Origin of the sequence: Sulfitobacter sp. OXR-159 (assembly GCF_034377145.1) — a bacterium.
Classification (GTDB): domain Bacteria; phylum Pseudomonadota; class Alphaproteobacteria; order Rhodobacterales; family Rhodobacteraceae; genus Sulfitobacter.
On the sequence record NZ_CP139708.1, the window covers coordinates 158,850 to 175,592 of the forward strand.

Genomic DNA, 16,743 nt, shown 5'->3' on the forward strand with positions numbered 1-16,743 from the left:
TTCGGCGCACAAGTCTTGTCGATCGAGCGCGACCCATCATGCGAAAGCTGATGGAAACGACCGGTGAAACAGCTAATATCGGCGTCGGAAAAGAAGAGGCGGTCCTGTTTCTGAGCCAAGTGGAGACACATGCGAACATCCGCGCCTTTTTCCCGCCCGGCAGCCTTTCTCCGATGCATGCATCCGGCATTGGCAAGGCGTTGCTCGCATATATGGATCCTGAGCGTTTGGACAAACTACTCTCGAAGGGGCAGATGACGCGGTTTACCGCACATACGATCATCGATCCGACGGCCCTGCGCCAGAATCTCGAAGCCATTCGGGAAAGCGGCTTTTCAGTTGATAATGAAGAGAGGAACGAAGGCATGCGCTGTATCGCGGCGCCGGTATTCGACATGAATGGCGAAGCTGTCGCGGGAATCTCGATATCCGGGCCAACCAGCAGGGTCGGCGCGTCTGAGGTCGAAGAATTGAGCCGCCCCGTCATCAAGGCGGCTCACCAATTGAGCTTCGCAATCGGGGGCAGCGTTACTCGGCCGCAGCCTTGATGCGCTGATGTTGAGGGTATGACGCGGCGCCGGGACGGAGCGCCATATGGCGATTTACGTCCTTGTAAAGCAGGTAACGAAACCGCCCCGGGCCACCCGCATAGCATGCCTGGGGGCAAAAAGCGCGGAGCCACATGTAATCGCCGGCCTCGACTTCGACCCAATCATTGTTTAGATTGTAAACGGCTTTGCCCTCCAACACATAGAGCCCGTGCTCCATCACATGTGTCTCAAGAAAGGGAATGACGCCGCCCGGTTCGAATGTCACAATCGTGACATGCATGTCGTGGCGCAGGTCGGATGGGTCGACAAAGCGGGTCGTCGACCATTTGCCATCTGTGCCCGGCATGGGCGTCGGTTCGATGTCGTTTTCGTTCAGGACCAACACATCGGGCATATCCAACCCTTCGACGGCCTCATATGCCTTGCGCACCCAATGGAAGCGCAAGACTTCCTCGCCTTCGTTTCGCAGGGTCCAGGCGCTCGACGGGGGCAGGTATGCGTAACCGCCCGGGCTCAGCTCGTAAGTCTCGCCCGCGACACGCAAAGTGGCCGCGCCTTCCACAACGAATAATACGCCCTCGGCTTCCGGATCCAATTCAGCCTTTTCAGACCCGCCTCCGGGCTGTACCTCCATGATGTATTGCGAAAATGTCTCGGCGAAGCCGCTCATCGGGCGCGCGATGACCCACAGGCGCGTATCCTCCCAAAAAGGCAAAAAGCTGGTGACGATATCCCGCATCGTACCTTTTGGGATGACCGCATAGGCATCCTTGAAAACTGCGCGATCAGTGAGAAGCTGCTCTTGCCCGGGATGTCCCCCGTGTGGCGCGAAATATTTGGTGCTCATGGATGCTCCGGAAGAAAAAGACTGTTTATGCGAGGGTATTCGATGCGGCTAGGGGGCGACCACCAGCAAAGTGACGACAACTCTATTCGGTGAGATTTGAAAATAGGCGAGATATTCGGCTGGGTTCCGATTTTAGCTTGACGCTGCGGCCACCTGATAACCTCGGTTCCGTAATCGAAAGTGGGGGATCGAGCGGCGGCAAAGTCTATGTCGCTGCGTCCCATTGAAGATTTAAGGGTTAATCTATCAGCCTATGCGAAGGGTCATACCACGCCCAATGGGCATCGGTTCGGAAGTTAGGCTAATCATCAGCACTAAGACCGGCCTGCATTGGCAACGATCTAAAGCGGGAAACGGTGGCCTTTGAAGGCACCGGAATGTTTGGCTTTTGTTATCACGGTCCGAGCGAATTCAGATCATGCCCTGCAAGTTGACGATGCCTAAGCCGCTGATGGGCTCGGCGTACAACGAGTGAACACTGTTTCGTCTACTGAGTAGCGGTAAAAGCGATGGTAAAAGCTTAGAGATCGCCCACGTACGCTACGACTTTTAAGAGCCCCAGCTTTAGGAAAAATCTAACATAATTAACCCTATAAGCGATCTTTCTGTAGAAGGGCGCGCGCTACCCTCAAGTGCGACTCTTGTTAGAAAACAGTAGTTTATCTAATGAGAGGAATCGGTATGGGAGCCGTTTACGAGCAACTAAGTATCACAGAACGACGCAAGATAGAACGCTGGAGACACGCGAAGGTCCCAGTTGACGAGATGGCGCGCGTTCTGAAGCGCTGCAGATCAACGATATTTCGCGAGCTAAAGCGTAACCATTTCTCGGACGAAAACATGCCTGGATGCGATGGCTATTACGGTGCCGCCGCGCACCTGATGCAAGCGGAACGGCGTTCTCGAGAGCGCAAACTGATCAAACATCCTGAGCTGTGTAAACGCGTGATTGAGCGCATCAAGAACGGTTGGACACCCGAGCAGATCAGTAACCGCATGATCCACGAGGGTGCTCCGCTTAGGGTCTGCCAAGAAACCATATACCGATACATCTATTCCAAAGAAGGTCAGCGCGATGACTTGTGGTGGTATCTGCCGACGCACCGTATCGCTCGACGTCCCCGCCGCACCCGAAGACGCAGAGAACCCAAGTTCCACCGCGATGTCAGCATCTTATTTCGCCCGGATGATGTGGCTCATCGCCGTCAATTTGGCCACTGGGAAGCTGATTTGATGCTGTTCAAACAGAAGCTTGGCCAGACCAACGTCACCTCACTGGTTGAGCGCGTCAGCCGCTTCACCGTGATCCTGAAAAACCCGAACAAGCGCACCAAGCCAGTCATGGAAAAGATCATGAGCGCCATCAAAGAACTCCCCCTCATCGCCCGCCGGTCCATCACTTTTGACCGCGGAACCGAGTTTGTCAGTTGGCCGCATCTCCAAGCCGAGATCGGAACCCAGACGTGGTTTTGCGACCCCTCCAGCCCTTGGCAGAAAGGCACAGTCGAGAACACTAACCGACGCCTTCGAAGGTGGCTGCCCCGCAAACGCGACATCCGGCAATGCACCGATCACGATATGAAGGTGATCTGTGATCGCCTCAACAACACGCCGCGCAAGTGCCTTGGATGGAAAACGCCAGCCGAGGTCTTTCGCGAAAAGATATTGGAGGAAATGCGATGACACCCCTACCCTGAGTTCGGCAAGAGTCGCGGTTCAGGTATCGCTCACACCGCGTTAAACCGTCCCGCCTCTGGCCGCTTGGGCCAAAGCCGATTAGAAGCGGTGGCGAAACCCGGGGGGAGCGAACCGTTGCAAAAGACCACATTGCCCGAAAGACCCGATTGGCGCGCCCATGCCGAAGAGGTCGGCTTTACCTTCGCCGATATGCATGGTGAGCCCTATTGGGACGAAACCTCGGCCTATGCGCTGTCGCTTGAGCAGATCGAGAACGACATCGAAGACCCCTCGACCGAGTTGCACGCCATGTGCCGCGAGGCCGTGGCAGAGATCATTGCCAGCGAAGAATTGATGGCGCAGCTTGCCATTCCAGAAGCGCATCGCGACCTCGTGGCCGAAAGCTGGCGGCGCGGCGACCCTGAGATCTACGGGCGTTTCGATCTGGCCTATGACGGCGCGCGCCCAGCCAAGCTGCTGGAGTATAACGCCGACACGCCCACCTCGCTCTACGAAAGCGCGGCCTTTCAATGGCAGTGGCTTGAGGATCAGTTGAAGGCGGGCGTTTTGCCCGAAGGCACGGATCAGTTCAACGGCATCCATGAGGCATTGGTCGCCCGATTTGCCGAGGTTTTTGAGCCCGACAGTGACCTGCATTTCACCGCCGTGGCGGACAACCCCGAAGATTACGGCACCGTCGAAGCCATGGGCTGGGCCGCGCGCGAAGCGGGGCTTGGCGCGCATTACTGCGACCTCGACAAGATCGCGCTGAGCGAGGACGGTCAATTCCTCGACGATCAGGATCGCCGCATTGCGGTGCTGTTCAAGCTTTACCCGTGGGAAGACCTGCTGCGGGACGACTACGCGTCACATATCGCTGGGTCAGGCTGCCTGTTTCTGGAGCCTGCGTGGAAAGCGCTTCTGTCCAACAAAGGGCTGCTGCCCGTGCTTTGGCAGATGTTCGAAGGCCACCCCAATCTGCTGCCCGCGTTTTTTGAGGCGGATGTGGCAGACGCGCTCGCCGGGCGCGGCCCCGCCGCCCCCGCCTGCGCCGAGGCCTTTGACCGTGCCGCCGCGGATCTGGCAGCAGCGCATGTGCGCAAGCCAATCCTCTCGCGCGAAGGGGCGTCGGTCTCGATCCACCAATCCGGCAAGGTGATCGAACAGTCGAAAAACCTAGACTACGCCGAACATCCGCGCATCGTTCAAACCTATGCCCCCCTGCCCGAATTTGACGGATTTCGCCCGGTCATTGGGTCTTGGATTGTGGGCGAAAGTTGCGCGGGCATCGGTATCCGCGAAGACCGCTCGCGCATCACGCAGGATTTGTCCCGCTTCAAACCGCACTATATTCTCGCATAACGCTATGCCCCGCCGCCCCTTGGCAGAAAGACGACCATCATGACCAAACGCTCGAAACGGGTTTCCATCGCCATCGTCGGTGCCGCCGCCTTTACCCTCGCCGGATGCGAGGAGGAAAAGGTCGATGCCGCTGCCTTTCCCGACCTGCAAAGCTGTCTGGCGGATGCCTCAAGCGGCGGGATGTACACCCAGCAACAATGCGAAACCGCCTTTGACGCGGCCCAGACCCTCCATGTGGAATCCGCACCGCGCTATGACAGCCTAGAGGTCTGCGAAGAGCAGCATGGCGCAGACGCCTGCGGCTCGGAACAGACGGCAACCCAAAGTGGATCGGGCGGGATTTTCATGCCCCTGCTGGCGGGCTACCTGATCGGCAATATGATGAGCAATCGCGCAGGGATGGCGGCGGCACAGCCGCTGTATAAAACGAAGGATGGCCGCTTTACCAATGCGGCACGCTCCAGCACCTATTCAACCAATCGCGGCGCCGCCAAGCTCGGCACGTCGCAATTCACCCGGCCCAGCACCACGATCGGCAAAACCCCGATGACCCGCGCCACTGCCGCATCGCGTGGCGGTTTTGGCCGTTCGGGTGGATCGCGCGGTTTTGGTGGCTGACGGGCACTAGGGCAGTCCCACGCCTACCTGCGGCGCATCACCGCCGCCGCAAGGATCGCAACCGCCAGCGCCAGCACCGCCACGGCCCAAAAGGGATCGTGGCCATGGGGATGCACATGCACGCCCTCATGCGCCGCCAATGGGCCTGCGAAAGTGGTGAGGGCGAATGTCAGTCTCTTCATCTCAATATCCTTAATCTATTGCGTTGGCCCTTGTGGCCTCAACCCAGCCCCAAAATCTCACGCGCCTGCTGCGGCGTGGCGACAGGGCGACCCGCCTCGGAGCAGATCTCTGCCGCGCGGGCGACGAGGGCGGCATTGGAGGGCGCAAGGGTCTGTTTGTCCATCCGAATATTATCCTCCAGCCCGGTGCGCAGATGCCCTCCTGCGGCGGCACACCATGCGTTAAGTTCGGCCTGATGCCGCCCGATCCCGGCCGCGCACCACGGGATGTCGCCGAAAAGCCGTTTGACCGTTTGGATATAGAAATCAAAAACGTCTCGATCCGCAGGCATGGCGTTTTTCACCCCCATGACGAACTGGATATAGGGCCGCGCCGGGATCTTGCCCGCCTCGGCCATCGCCTTGGCCTGTAGGATGTGGCTCAGGTCGAAGACCTCGATCTCGGGCAGCACGCTGTAGGTCATCATCTCTTCCGCCAGCCAGTCGACAAGCTCAGGCGGGTTTTCATAAACGCGGTTGGGAAAGTTGTTCGACCCCACGGAAAGCGAGGCCATATCGGGCCGCAGCGGCAGCATCCCGCCCCGGTTTCGCCCCGCGCCCGAGCGCCCCCCAGTTGAGAATTGCACGATCATGCCGGGGCAGTGCTGCCGCAGCCCCTCTTGCAGCCGTGCGAAACGGTCAGGGTCTGCCGTGGGGGTGCCATCGGCGGTGCGCACATGGGCATGGCAGATCGTCGCCCCGGCCTCAAAGGCGGCTTGGGTGCTTTCGATCTGTTCGGTGATGTCGATCGGCACCGCCGGGTTGTCGGCCTTGGTGGGAAGCGATCCGGTGATGGCCACGCAGATGATGGCTGGAGTATCGGTCATGGGGGTCCTCGGCTGTCTGAAAATCGGTTAATCGGCGCTGTCGCGGGCAAGGGCGATGACACGGCGCAGCGCCTGCTCCGCGACCCTCGCATCCTCCCCGTCGGGCCAGTCGTAAAACCCCTTGCCGCTGCGTTTGCCCAGATGCCCCCGCCCCACCAGATCGGCGAGGGTCGGCGATGGGTCATGGCGATCACACAGATCGGGATAGAGGTATTCGGCAATGCTCAGATGGGTGCCCAGCCCATTTAAATCGCGCTGCCGGAACGGGCCGGAAAGCGCCATGCGGACACCGACGGACCATTGCACGATCTCATCGATCTCCGCCGGGCTGGCGACACCTTGATCCACCAGATGCAGGCATTCGCGCATGATGGCATGTTGGATGCGATTGGCCACGAAACCGGGCGGCGCGTGGTCCAAACGCACGGGCCGCCGCTCCAACCCGCGCAGCAGGGTCATGACCTCTTCACATAGCCCTTCGGGCGCATCCTTGGCCGCGACCACTTCGACGGCAGGGATCACATCGCCGGGGTTGAAGAAATGCGTGATCACGGCGCGCTCAGGCCGGGCCATGTCCGCCGACATTTCTTCGAGTGTCAGGCCAGAGGTGTTCGACAAGATCGGCGCCCCCTCTGGCACCACCCCCTCCAAGGCGGCCAGCACCTTCCGCTTGAGCGCAAGGTTCTCCGGCACGCATTCCAGCGCGACATCCGCCTGCCCTGCGTCCTCCAACGCAGCAGTGGCGCTTGATCCCGGCACCGTCGCCAGAAACCCATCGCGCGCGGCCTCGGTCGGGTCGACCGCCTGTACCGTCCAGCCATGCTGGCCAAAGAGCCTGCCGATGGATTGCCCCATCGTGCCAGCCCCCACGATGATGATGCGTTTGGCCATGTTATCCCCTCCCGGATATCAGTTATTTACTTATCACTAGATGATGGTGATAAGTAAACAGCGAATAGAGAAAAGGAGCCCCCCGTGGCCCAAAACCCCTCCCCGCGCCATGCGGTCGTCACTGGCGGCGCGCGCAACATCGGCCTTGGTATTGCCCGCAGGCTGAGAGAGGACGGCTGGCGGGTCTTCGTGCTCGATATCGCGGAACCGGAGGATCCTGCCCTGCGCGGGGATGCGCAGCAGGTCGATCTGTCAGACCCCGAGGCAACCACCGCCGCCTTGCGAAACATCCTCAAAGAGGGGCCGGTCACCTGTCTGGTCAATAACGTCGGCATCGTGAAACCCGCGCCCTTCGACGCGGTAGAGATTGATGACTTCGACGGCATCATGCACCTGAACCTCCGCCCCAGCATCTTGGCGGCGAAACTGCTGGTGCCGGCCATGCGCGCGGCAGGGGGAGGGCGGATCGTGATGAACACCAGCCGCGTGACAAAGGGCAAGATCGACCGGACGCTATATTCCGCCAGCAAGGGGGCGATCCAGTCGATGGCGCGGACATGGGCGCTGGAACTGGCGCGCGACGGGATCACCGTGAACTGCGTCGCCCCCGGCCCCATCGCCACGACCGCCTTTTGGGAGAACAACCCCGAAGATGCACCAGAAACCCGCGCCATCGTCGATGCGGTGCCGATGGGCCGCATGGGCACGCCCGAGGATGTGGCGCAGGCGGTGGCCTTTTTCGCCGATGCCCGCAGCGGTTTCATCACCGGGCAAACGGTCTTTGTCTGTGGTGGCACGGCGGTCGGGTAATCAGCCCTCGGTCCCCAATCCGTCAAGCAGCCTGCGCAGGACCGGATTGCTTGGGTCGCGCAGATAGGCCAGCCCGATCCGGCTTTGAACCTTTGCATCGCGGATCGGCAGAAAGGCCACGCCCGCATCCTTCATCCGCGCGGCAGAGGCGGGGACAAAGGCCACGCCCAGACCCGCCGAGACGAAATTCACGATCGCAGTAAACTGCGGCGCGCGGTGCGCGACGCGGGGCGCGAAACCAGCATCAGCACAGAGTTGATAGGCGCAGGCCGCGAAACCCATATCAGGGCCGAGGTGGCTGAAAATGAAACTCTCCTCGCGCAGCGTTGCCATGGAAACCGAAGGCACCCCGGCAAGCCGGTGGTCGGGCGGCACGGCCAGCAGAATATCCTCGGTATGGACGGTGCGCGTGACCAAAGTCTCGGGCACGCCCGAGAGCGGCAGGCGCACGAACCCCGCATCGAGCCTGCCCGCCACGATCTCGGCGATTTGTAAGTCCATGTCCAACTCGCGCAGGATCAGGTCCACATCCGCAGCGCCAGCGCGCAACTCTCGCAAAAGCCGCCCCAGAATGCCCGCGTAAGAGGCCGAGCCGACATAGGCCAGTTCAATCCGCCCGCGCTGGCCGTTGCGCGCCGCTTCGGCCAGCGCTTCCACCCGCCGGGCCTGTTGCAGCAGGGCGCGGGCCTCGGGCAGGAGTGACTTGCCGAAGTCCGTCAGCATCACCCGGCGGCGGTTGCGGTCGAAGAGAAGCTCACCGCCAAAGACGGTCTCAAGGTGTTTCAGTTGCTGCGTCAGTGCGGGCTGCGCCACGCCAAGATTGGCCGCCGCTTGGCCAAAATGCAGCGTTTCGGCAATGGCGACAAAGACCTCATACTGGCGCAGCGTTGCGCTGAGTTGCTTTTCCATGCGGTCCTCTGAATTGGCATCAGAGGATTTTCACACGCCGCCCGGTGATAAGCAAGTTAGATCACCGGGCGGCGGCACCTAGCCTTCGGAGGCACGGGCGCGTTTGCGACGGTCGTGCAGGGTCTCGGCATCGGCCAGATCATCACTCTCGACCTTGACCGTCTCATGCCCGCCGGGGCGCGTCGCGCGTTTGCGCCGAAGCGGGCCGCTGTCATCGCTCTCCCGTGCGAGGATGAAACGATCCACCAAGCTGCGGCGAAGCCCCAGCGTTGACGTCAGATCAAACACCTGCGCCGCGACCGCGTCGGCCTCTTGCGGCTGCACCAACAATTCCAGCCGCGTTACCGGGCGGGATTTCTTGCCCTGCCCGTTCAGCATCAGCAAATCGATCACGCCGTCCATCGCGCGCAGCCGGTCCACCGCCGCGCCCAGTTCCTCGCCCGTCATATCGTCGATATCGCAAGCGAATTGCACCAGACTGTCCTGCGCGATGCCCCCCGAGGCGGTATCGAAGACGCTGACCCGCAGGATATTCGGCAGCCCCTTCATCACCCGCATCCCCGCGCCCGACCCGGTACAGCGCAGCCGCCCCGGTGGACGGCTGGCGATGGGGCTGCCGCCGGTAAGATGGGCAAGGATCGCGGCGCCTGTGGGCGTCACCCGCTCGCCCGGCACGCCGTCGTCATGCCAATCATAGCCTTGCAAGATCAGCGCCGTGGCGGGCGCGGGCACCGGCAGTTTGCCATGCGCCGTTTCCACCAGCCCGCCGCCCAGAGGCAGTGGGGCGAGCGAGACGGTCGCCCCCGACAGCGCGGCGCAAATGCTACCTGCGGCGGTCACATCCATCAGCGCGTCCCAATCCGCGATCTCGTGAAAATGCACCCGGTCGATGGGGATGTCGTGCACCTGTGCTTCGGCCTCGGCAATCCGGTGAAGGATCGCGCAGGCGGCCTGAGCCGTGCCCTCGGACAGCGGTGCGTTTTCCAAAAGTTCGCGCATCGCGCGGTAGGTCGTCTCGGCCCCGTGGCGCCTGCCTGCGTCGGGTGCGGCCAGCACCAATTCGAACCGCCGCGCGGTGATGCCCGAAGCCACATGTTCGCTTAGTTCCGCATGGCCCACCTCCGCCGGGAGCACGGCGGCGACATCGGCCAGTGCGCGTTCGGCCAGTTCGGGGAAAGCATGCAGCATCGCCGCGATGAACATATCACCCGCCGCCCCGCCGACGGGGTCGAGGTGCAGATGAAGCCCTTGCCCCTGCATCAATGCGCATCCGGCCAAGGGTTGTGCAGCTGACCCGCGTCAAACTGCATCTCCTGCAGATCGCCGACCACCTCCAGCCCCGGGCGGTCGCGCAGCTCTGGCAGCATCGCCTCGGAGGCATAGAGATACTCAAGCTTCAGCGTGTTGGGGATACGCAGCAGCCGGACCTTGGTGATATCCTCGGCCCCGCAGGTCTTGACCGCCGTCTGGATCGCCGTGCGGTCGCAGGGCATGACCATCGGAATTTTCGACTGTTTTAACACCTGCGAGGTGATCGCATTGGCATAGACCGCCTCGCGGTCGAAATCCTGCTCCAACCGCTGCGTGATCACATCCGCCCGCGCCGCACCATTGCCGTTGCCGTTGCTGCGTGGCGACAGGCCAAGCGCCACCAGTCGCGAGATATGCAGATGGACCTGCATCTTTTCGCTTGAGAAACGATGCGTGATGTTCGGGTCCATCCCAGTGCCGGAAAATTCTTTGCCGATCTCATCGACCACCAGCACATCCAGATCGCCCGAAGCTGATGGTGCGTCCAGCGGCCCCAGCGGCAGGCGCGGCATGTTGCGCATCGCCTCTTGCAGATAGGGCGCTTCGGCCTCCAACATCCCGTCGCTGTCGAGCGCCACCACCTGCGAAAGCTCGTCATAAGCATTCTCAATCGTGCCAATGCCAAACAGCACCTTGCAACGCTCAAGCTTCATCCGCGCCATTTTGGCGACAAAGATGCCGACGTTATCAATGCCCCGCGAATGGCAAGTCTCGGCCCCCGATTGCTTGCCCAACCCGATGGAGAGCATCTTGGCCAGCCCGCTTTCGTTCGGCGCGCGGAAGGAGGTATGCGGCTTGATCCGGTTGAACAGGATGATCCCATCGGCGGCATTGGCGTGGCGGTCCATCCGCACCGACATGCCGTTGTCGAGCACGCCGATCTCGTCAGTCTCCATCGACGAGCGGATCTCGCAACCGAGGCTCTCTTCGGTCACGCCCAGTTTCGCCAGCAGCGCGGTTTGCCCCTCTGCCGTGGCGCCGCCGTGGCTGCCCATGGCGGGCACCACAAAGGGCTGCGCCCCGCGCGCGCGGACCTCGGCCACGATGGCGGCCAGCAGTTCCGGCAGGTTTGCCAGACCCCGGCTGCCTGCGGTGATAGCGATGGACATGCCCGGCTTGATCTTGTCCGCGCAACCGGCCTGCATCGCCTCCGCAACGGCAGCGCGCGGATCATCGACTTGCGTCGCGGCAAAGGTCTGACGGCAGAGCGCCATGCGCGGTAGCGGCGTATCCTCGACCAGTTTTACATAGTTCGGTTTCATCTGCGCTCTCCCGTCTGACATCTTTACCCCGTGACCCCAATCGGCCAAGGCGCGAATTCCTCTTCACCCACGCCAAGCGCTTCGGATTTGCTCTGCTCGCCCGAGGCGATGGCGAGGATGCGTTCAAAGATCGCTTGGCCCAATTCCTCAAGGCTCAATTCGCCGTCGATCACGGTGCCGCAGTTGATGTCCATATCGTCCCGCATCTTGGTGAACATCGGTGTGTTGGAGGCCAGTTTGATCGTTGGCGAGGGATAGGAGCCAAAGCAAGACCCGCGCCCGGTGGTAAAGCAAATCAGGTTCGCACCCCCCGCGATCTGCCCGGTGGCAGAGACGGGATCGAAGCCGGGCGTGTCCATAAAAACCAGCCCCTTTTGCGTCACCGCTTCGGCATAGCGGTAAACCTCCATCAACCCGGTGCTGCCGCTTTTCTTGGCCCCGCCGAGCGATTTTTCCAACACATTCGCCAGACCGCCCGCCTGATTGCCGGGGCTGACCACGCCGTTGATCTGAGTATCGCGGCCCTTGGTATGCTCCAGCCACCAGTCCATGCGTTCGACCAGTTTGCGGCCCACCTCTTCGCTGCGGGCGCGGCGGGTCAGGAGGTGTTCGACGCCGAAAATCTCGGGCGTCTCCGACAGGATCGCCGTGCCGCCGTTGCGCACGAGGATATCCGCCGCAGCCCCAAGCCCGGGGTTGGCCGACAGACCCGAAAGCCCGTCCGACCCGCCGCATTGCATTCCGATGGTGATATGCTCTGCCGAACAGGGTTCGCGCCGCACGGCATTGGCCTGATCCAACATCTCGCGCACGGCGTCCTTGCCATCGGCAATCGCGCGGGCCGTGCCGCCGACGTGCTGCATGGTGATGGTGCGCAGCATCTTGCCCTCGGCCAGTCCTTCCTCCTCAAAGAACTGCGCCAAATTGTTGCGCTCGCACCCCAGCGACAGGACCACGGCCCCGGCCAGATTGGGGTGGCGGATATAGCCCGAAAGCGTGCGGCGCAGCAGGTCCATCGGCTCGCCCGTGAGCTCCATTCCGCAGCCGGATTCGTGGATGAAGGGGATCACCCCGTCGACATTCTCCCATGCCTCCATCCGCTCTTCGTCGAAGTAGTTGGCAATCTTGCGCGCCACAGTGGCTGAGCAGTTCACGGTGACGAAAAGCCCGATGTAATTGCGCGTGCCCACGCGGCCATTCGCGCGGCGGATGCCCATGAACTGGGCGCGCTCTTGCGGTGGCAGCAGCTTGGTCGGGGTATAGTCGCGGGCAAAGGCATAGTCTTTGTCAACCGCATCGAATTTGATGTTATGGCTGTGCAGCCAATCGCCTGCGGCAATATCCTCTGCCGCGTAGCCGATCACCGTGTCGAATTTCAGGATCGGGGCACCGCGTTGGATCGGGCGGATCGCAATCTTGTGACCTTGGGGCGTATCGTGGTTGGCACGCAGCCCGTCTTGCGGCAATACCGCGCCTTGGGGCACCGCCGAGGTCGCCACGACCACGTTATCCGTCGGTGACAGCAGCATCACCTTTGCGCGTCTGTCCTCTTGCATGGTCTGGCTGTCCATCGGATGCTCCCCCCAGGGTGTCGAAAAAACCGCTTCGGTAAGATGTCATTAACTGATATATTAGATTTAATAGCTATGGAAGAGCCCACATGACCTTATCGAACAAACCTTCAGCACAGAGTGCGCAGACCCTCGCCAAAAGCATTTTGGGCGGCGGGGCCGATCAGGGTCTCTTCGAGGGTGGGCCGACGGGGCGCGGGGTTTATGCCACGTTGCGTGATCAGATTGTCCGGCTCGACCTACCGCCCGGCACCCCGCTTTTGCGTGCCGAATTGGCCGAAACCCATGGGGTGAGCCTGACCCCCTTGCGCGATGCGCTGCAGCAGCTTGCCAAAGAGGGGTTGGTCAAAATCTACCCGCAATCGCGCACGTTGGTGACGCCAATCGACATGTCCGCGATCCGCGAAGCGCAGTTCATGCGCATCGCGCTAGAGACCGAAGTCGTGCGCCGTTTGGCCGCCGAGATCGCGCCCGAAGCCCTGACCCGTCTGCGCAGCATCGTCGCCCTGCAAAGCAGCATCTCGGACCAACCCGGCGACGTGCCGACTTTTCAGGAGTTGGACGAAGTATTCCACCAGACCCTCTTTGTGGCAGCAGGCCACGTGCAAAGCCAGCGCATCATGCGCAGCCACGCGGGCCATCTGGAACGACTGCGCCGCCTGCATCTGGATGACATTGATGAGGCGGGGCGCATCCTGAACAACAAGGACGTGATCGGCGGCCACAGCCGGATCCTTGATGGGATCGAAGCGGGCGATGCGCCTGCGGCGATGGAGGCGCTGCGCCAACACCTGCAACGCACTGTTGACCGCATGACCGAGAAACGGGCGGCTTTCCCGGAGTATTTCACTCCGGAAAAGCCTTGATTCAGCGGTTGTTGGCCTTGCGCCATTCCGCGAACCTATCGAGGTTTTCCTGCTTGGTGCCCGGATAAAGCCCGATGATCCCCGCGCCGCCTTTGACCTCCTCAACGACGAAATCCTCATAGGCCGTCATCTCTACCGCCTCATCCGCGACCTCTTCGGCGATATCTGCGGGGATGATGATCACGCAGTCGTCGTCGCCCACCACGATATCACCGGGAAAGACCGGCGCATCGCCGCAGCCGACGGGGCAGTTGATCTCTATCGCCTCATGGAGGGTCAGGTTCGTGGGGCTTGAGGGCCGCGCGTGGTAGGCAGGCATCTCGAGCGCGCCAATGGTCGCGGCATCACGCAGCCCGCCATCTGTCACCACCCCCGCCGCGCCGCGCATCATCAGACGGGTGATGAGGATATCCCCAGCACTCGCGGCACGCGCATCCTTACGGCTGTCCATCACCAGCACATGGCCCTCGGGGCAGGTCTCAATCGCGACGCGCTGCGGGTGCTCGGGGTTGCGAAATTCGACCAGTTGATTGCGATCCTCACGGGCGGGCATATAGCGCAGCGTGAACGCCGGGCCGACCATATTCTGCCCCTTTGCCGCGACCGGGCCGACCCCCTGCACCACCTGATTGCGCAGCCCGCGTTTATACAGCGCCGTGGCCAGCGTCGCGACCGAGACCGCCTTGAGTTTCTCGCGTAGTTCGGGGGTCATGCCCTCTCTCCCTTTAGTCCGTTGTCTGTTATGAATTGGTCCAGCACCGCCTGCTGCTGCTCCGTCAGCGGCCATGCGGAGGGCGGGCGGTGGTGTCTCGAATCTGGTGGAAATTCTCCGGCGGCGTTCTCCGAGCATGGGGATTTGGGCCTGATCAAGCCGCGAGGTCAAGGCTGATTGGAGCGATGGGCTGAGCCAAGGTTTCCCAACCGTCCACTTTCCGCATCTGGATCTGGCCCGATGCCATCAGCGCCCAAAGGAGCATCGGCACGGTTTCGGCGCAGGGCAGCACGGTCTGGGTCTTGATGCGGCGGCGGAACTCCTCGTTCAGGCGCTCAATGGCGTTTGTCGTCCGGGCCGATTTCCACTGCGATGGGTCCAGCCGCGTGAAGGTGAATAGCCGGTCACCGGCCTCTTCCAGGCTGTCCGCCACCGCGCGGCACTTCAGCCGCCATTTGCGCAGGAACGCCTTACGACGTTTGTCGATTTCGCCCGCATCGTCAGCATAGATCATGTCGCGGTAATCCTCGGTCAACTCGTCCTGCATGCGTTTCGGGGCGTGGCCGAGAAGATTGCGGTGCTTGTGAACGGTGCAGCGCTGGATCGGCAGGTCCTCGCCCCAGAGCGCGACGAGGGCGGCCTCAAGCCCTGGCGCGCCGTCGACAATGACAAATTCCGGTCGCTTCAGGCCACGCGCATCGAGATCGCCGAGAAACTCGGCCCAGGCAGCCTTGCTTTCACCGCCCATATTCATGATCGAAAGCAGCACCTTCTGCCCGTCCCGGCGTATGCCAATGGCCGCCAGCACCGAGATGTTCGTGGCGCGTCTGCCGATGCGTGTCTTGATCACCGTGCCGTCGAGGATCAGCCGGACGATGTCCTCATTGGCCAGATCGCGCGCGACCCAGGCGTCCCAGTCGACCTTCACCTTGCGCCAGGCCCGGCTGACCACGTCCTTGCTTACCGCGCCCTGAAACAGTCCATACAGTGCCCGCTTCACCCGTCGTGTGTTGGTGCCGGCCAGATAGACCGAAGCGATGAGGGCTTCAGCCTTCTTGGTCAGCCGCTGGTAGCGCGGCAGCGCCTTCGAGCGCCATTCCGTGGTCTTGCCAGCCTCATCGACGGCGCGGGCGCGCGGCACACTTATCGTCTCGGTCCCAAATGTGCCGATCAGCTGACGCTCCCGGTGGCCGTGCCGGTAGCCCGTGAGTTTGCCGGGGCGGCGATCATAACGGCAGCGCCCCAGAAACGCCTCCAGCTCCTCTTCGAAAACCGCCTCGATCGTAGCGCGGATATTCTCCCGCAAGCGATCCTCGATCGGATCATGGCCCGCTTCATTGGACAGTAGCGAAAGCGCGGCAGTGTCGGTATCGTTCTTCATGGCGTGATCTCCCTGGCGGTTGCTGCCGCCGGTTGGGTGGGTTCAAGTCACCCGGAGATTACGCCACCTTCGAATTTCCACCACCTTCGCGACACGACCGGGCGGGCGCGTGGGGCCGCAATCCTGTCCGATGGCCATCAGCGCCGCTTTGACGCCGGTGACATTGGTGCCGTTATGCTCTTCGGCGCGGATGTCCTCAAAGGCGCGCATGCTTGCGATGAGGCGGTTCGCCTCTGCGTAATTGCCTGCATCCAGTGCCGCGTGAATGGCGACCGACCGCTCGGGCCAGACGTTGATAAGGCCCGAGGTGAACCCCCGCGCCCCCACCGCATAGAGCGGCGGTGCCCAGACCTCGGCCAGCCCGCCGACCCAGACGATATCATCCGGCGCCGCCTCAATCGCGCGGGCAAGGTTCAAAGGGTTCGGCGTGGCCCATTTGACCCCCTTCACCCCCTCGACTTCGCACAACCGCGCGATGCCCTCAGGCCCCATCGCATCATTGCGCAGGTAAAGCATCACCGGCAGCCCGCCAGACGCATCCCGCACCGCGCGCACGTAGTCGACAGTGCCACGGGGGGAGACGAAGGGATCAGGCGGTTGGTGGATCATCAGCGCATCCGCGCCCGCCTTGGCACTTGCCTTGGCCAGTGCGCAGGCATCCCGAATGCCGCGCCCGACACCCGCAAGCAGCGGCGCGCGCCCGTCGACCAACTGCGCCACCTCCCGCACCATGGTGCAGGCCTCATCATTGGTCAGCGCGTAATATTCGCCGGTGTTGCCGTTCACGACCGGGATATGCACCCCGGCGGCGAGGGCGCGGTCGATGATCGGGGCCAGTTTGCGCGGCGCGATCTCTCCACCCGCGTCATAGGGCGTCACTAGGATGCCCGAGATGCCGGTGAGCGCTTTTGATAGATCATGTGTCAT

The 16,743-nt window shown here is 62.1% G+C and carries 17 protein-coding genes; 6 read left to right on the plus strand and 11 right to left on the minus strand.

The window, feature by feature from the left end; genetic code table 11:
• Window positions 1–50 precede the first annotated feature (50 nt).
• Window positions 51–548: an IclR family transcriptional regulator gene (locus T8A63_RS18675; RefSeq protein ID WP_322345871.1), complete on the plus strand. Its 498-nt coding sequence runs from the start codon at window positions 51–53 to the stop codon at window positions 546–548.
• Here the strand turns inward: T8A63_RS18675 and T8A63_RS18680 are convergent.
• Complete coding sequence (locus T8A63_RS18680) at window positions 529–1,398, minus strand: bifunctional allantoicase/(S)-ureidoglycine aminohydrolase (RefSeq protein ID WP_322345873.1); 870 nt, start codon at window positions 1,396–1,398, stop codon at window positions 529–531. The genes T8A63_RS18675 and T8A63_RS18680 overlap by 20 nt on opposite strands.
• 681 nt (window positions 1,399–2,079) lie before the next feature.
• On the opposite strand from T8A63_RS18680, the gene T8A63_RS18685 reads away from it, so the two are divergent.
• From T8A63_RS18685 to T8A63_RS18695, 3 genes are all read left to right on the plus strand, one after another.
• Complete coding sequence (locus tag T8A63_RS18685) at window positions 2,080–3,081, plus strand: IS30 family transposase (RefSeq protein WP_322345875.1); 1,002 nt, start codon at window positions 2,080–2,082, stop codon at window positions 3,079–3,081.
• 129 nt (window positions 3,082–3,210) lie between these two features.
• Window positions 3,211–4,437, plus strand: a complete 1,227-nt coding sequence (locus tag T8A63_RS18690; RefSeq protein WP_322345877.1) for a glutathionylspermidine synthase family protein — start codon at window positions 3,211–3,213, stop codon at window positions 4,435–4,437.
• A 39-nt stretch (window positions 4,438–4,476) separates the two neighbouring features.
• On the plus strand, window positions 4,477–5,055 hold the full coding sequence (locus T8A63_RS18695) for a DUF1190 domain-containing protein (protein ID WP_067941094.1): 579 nt from the start codon (window positions 4,477–4,479) through the stop codon (window positions 5,053–5,055).
• A gap of 23 nt (window positions 5,056–5,078) precedes the next feature.
• Here the strand turns inward: T8A63_RS18695 and T8A63_RS18700 are convergent, their stop codons facing one another.
• From T8A63_RS18700 to T8A63_RS18710, 3 genes are read right to left on the minus strand one after another with little or no spacing between them, the layout of a single operon-like run.
• Window positions 5,079–5,237, minus strand: a complete 159-nt coding sequence (locus tag T8A63_RS18700) for a peptidase M23 (protein ID WP_067941096.1) — start codon at window positions 5,235–5,237, stop codon at window positions 5,079–5,081.
• 38 nt (window positions 5,238–5,275) lie between these two features.
• A complete protein-coding gene (locus T8A63_RS18705; RefSeq protein ID WP_322345881.1) occupies window positions 5,276–6,103 on the minus strand; it encodes a 3-keto-5-aminohexanoate cleavage protein in 828 nt (275 codons plus the stop codon).
• A gap of 27 nt (window positions 6,104–6,130) precedes the next feature.
• Window positions 6,131–6,994 carry a 3-hydroxyacyl-CoA dehydrogenase NAD-binding domain-containing protein gene (locus tag T8A63_RS18710; RefSeq protein ID WP_322345883.1) on the minus strand — a complete coding sequence of 288 codons (864 nt, stop codon included), beginning with the start codon at window positions 6,992–6,994 and terminating at the stop codon, window positions 6,131–6,133.
• 84 nt (window positions 6,995–7,078) lie between these two features.
• On the opposite strand from T8A63_RS18710, the gene T8A63_RS18715 reads away from it, so the two are divergent.
• Window positions 7,079–7,804 carry an SDR family NAD(P)-dependent oxidoreductase gene (locus T8A63_RS18715; RefSeq protein ID WP_322345885.1) on the plus strand — a complete coding sequence of 242 codons (726 nt, stop codon included), beginning with the start codon at window positions 7,079–7,081 and terminating at the stop codon, window positions 7,802–7,804.
• Here the strand turns inward: T8A63_RS18715 and T8A63_RS18720 are convergent, their stop codons facing one another.
• The 4 genes from T8A63_RS18720 to T8A63_RS18735 form a co-directional block, all read right to left on the minus strand.
• A complete protein-coding gene (locus T8A63_RS18720) occupies window positions 7,805–8,713 on the minus strand; it encodes a LysR family transcriptional regulator (RefSeq protein WP_322345886.1) in 909 nt (302 codons plus the stop codon).
• 78 nt (window positions 8,714–8,791) lie between these two features.
• Window positions 8,792–9,973, minus strand: coding sequence for a LarC family nickel insertion protein (locus T8A63_RS18725; RefSeq protein WP_322345887.1), 1,182 nt, complete (start codon window positions 9,971–9,973; stop codon window positions 8,792–8,794).
• The gene (locus T8A63_RS18730; RefSeq protein ID WP_322345889.1) at window positions 9,973–11,286 is read right to left on the minus strand and encodes a lactate racemase domain-containing protein; all 1,314 of its coding nucleotides are present in this window, start codon (window positions 11,284–11,286) and stop codon (window positions 9,973–9,975) included. Before T8A63_RS18730 ends, T8A63_RS18725 begins: the two co-directional genes overlap by 1 nt.
• A gap of 23 nt (window positions 11,287–11,309) precedes the next feature.
• Window positions 11,310–12,857, minus strand: a complete 1,548-nt coding sequence (locus T8A63_RS18735; RefSeq protein ID WP_322345891.1) for an altronate dehydratase family protein — start codon at window positions 12,855–12,857, stop codon at window positions 11,310–11,312.
• A gap of 89 nt (window positions 12,858–12,946) precedes the next feature.
• Between T8A63_RS18735 and T8A63_RS18740 the strand changes: the two genes are divergently transcribed.
• The gene (locus T8A63_RS18740; protein ID WP_082849367.1) at window positions 12,947–13,723 is read left to right on the plus strand and encodes a GntR family transcriptional regulator; all 777 of its coding nucleotides are present in this window, start codon (window positions 12,947–12,949) and stop codon (window positions 13,721–13,723) included.
• A 1-nt stretch (window position 13,724) separates the two neighbouring features.
• Here the strand turns inward: T8A63_RS18740 and T8A63_RS18745 are convergent, their stop codons facing one another.
• From T8A63_RS18745 to T8A63_RS18755, 3 genes are all read right to left on the minus strand, one after another.
• Window positions 13,725–14,435 carry a ribonuclease activity regulator RraA gene (locus T8A63_RS18745; RefSeq protein ID WP_120352400.1) on the minus strand — a complete coding sequence of 237 codons (711 nt, stop codon included), beginning with the start codon at window positions 14,433–14,435 and terminating at the stop codon, window positions 13,725–13,727.
• A 154-nt stretch (window positions 14,436–14,589) separates the two neighbouring features.
• Complete coding sequence (locus T8A63_RS18750; RefSeq protein WP_322345894.1) at window positions 14,590–15,816, minus strand: IS256 family transposase; 1,227 nt, start codon at window positions 15,814–15,816, stop codon at window positions 14,590–14,592.
• A 42-nt stretch (window positions 15,817–15,858) separates the two neighbouring features.
• Window positions 15,859–16,743, minus strand: a complete 885-nt coding sequence (locus tag T8A63_RS18755; RefSeq protein ID WP_322345896.1) for a dihydrodipicolinate synthase family protein — start codon at window positions 16,741–16,743, stop codon at window positions 15,859–15,861.

Coding starts and splice junctions, on each gene's coding strand:
- T8A63_RS18700 (WP_067941096.1), bottom strand. CDS start 5,237: ATGAAGAGACTGACATTCGCCCTCACCACTTTCGCAGGCCCATTGGCG.
- T8A63_RS18740 (WP_082849367.1), top strand. CDS start 12,947: ATGACCTTATCGAACAAACCTTCAGCACAGAGTGCGCAGACCCTCGCC.
- T8A63_RS18710 (WP_322345883.1), bottom strand. CDS start 6,994: ATGGCCAAACGCATCATCATCGTGGGGGCTGGCACGATGGGGCAATCC.
- T8A63_RS18675 (WP_322345871.1), top strand. CDS start 51: ATGGAAACGACCGGTGAAACAGCTAATATCGGCGTCGGAAAAGAAGAG.
- T8A63_RS18755 (WP_322345896.1), bottom strand. CDS start 16,743: ATGACACATGATCTATCAAAAGCGCTCACCGGCATCTCGGGCATCCTA.
- T8A63_RS18680 (WP_322345873.1), bottom strand. CDS start 1,398: ATGAGCACCAAATATTTCGCGCCACACGGGGGACATCCCGGGCAAGAG.
- T8A63_RS18725 (WP_322345887.1), bottom strand. CDS start 9,973: ATGCAGGGGCAAGGGCTTCATCTGCACCTCGACCCCGTCGGCGGGGCG.
- T8A63_RS18705 (WP_322345881.1), bottom strand. CDS start 6,103: ATGACCGATACTCCAGCCATCATCTGCGTGGCCATCACCGGATCGCTT.
- T8A63_RS18745 (WP_120352400.1), bottom strand. CDS start 14,435: ATGACCCCCGAACTACGCGAGAAACTCAAGGCGGTCTCGGTCGCGACG.
- T8A63_RS18750 (WP_322345894.1), bottom strand. CDS start 15,816: ATGAAGAACGATACCGACACTGCCGCGCTTTCGCTACTGTCCAATGAA.
- T8A63_RS18695 (WP_067941094.1), top strand. CDS start 4,477: ATGACCAAACGCTCGAAACGGGTTTCCATCGCCATCGTCGGTGCCGCC.
- T8A63_RS18720 (WP_322345886.1), bottom strand. CDS start 8,713: ATGGAAAAGCAACTCAGCGCAACGCTGCGCCAGTATGAGGTCTTTGTC.
- T8A63_RS18735 (WP_322345891.1), bottom strand. CDS start 12,857: ATGGACAGCCAGACCATGCAAGAGGACAGACGCGCAAAGGTGATGCTG.
- T8A63_RS18730 (WP_322345889.1), bottom strand. CDS start 11,286: ATGAAACCGAACTATGTAAAACTGGTCGAGGATACGCCGCTACCGCGC.
- T8A63_RS18685 (WP_322345875.1), top strand. CDS start 2,080: ATGGGAGCCGTTTACGAGCAACTAAGTATCACAGAACGACGCAAGATA.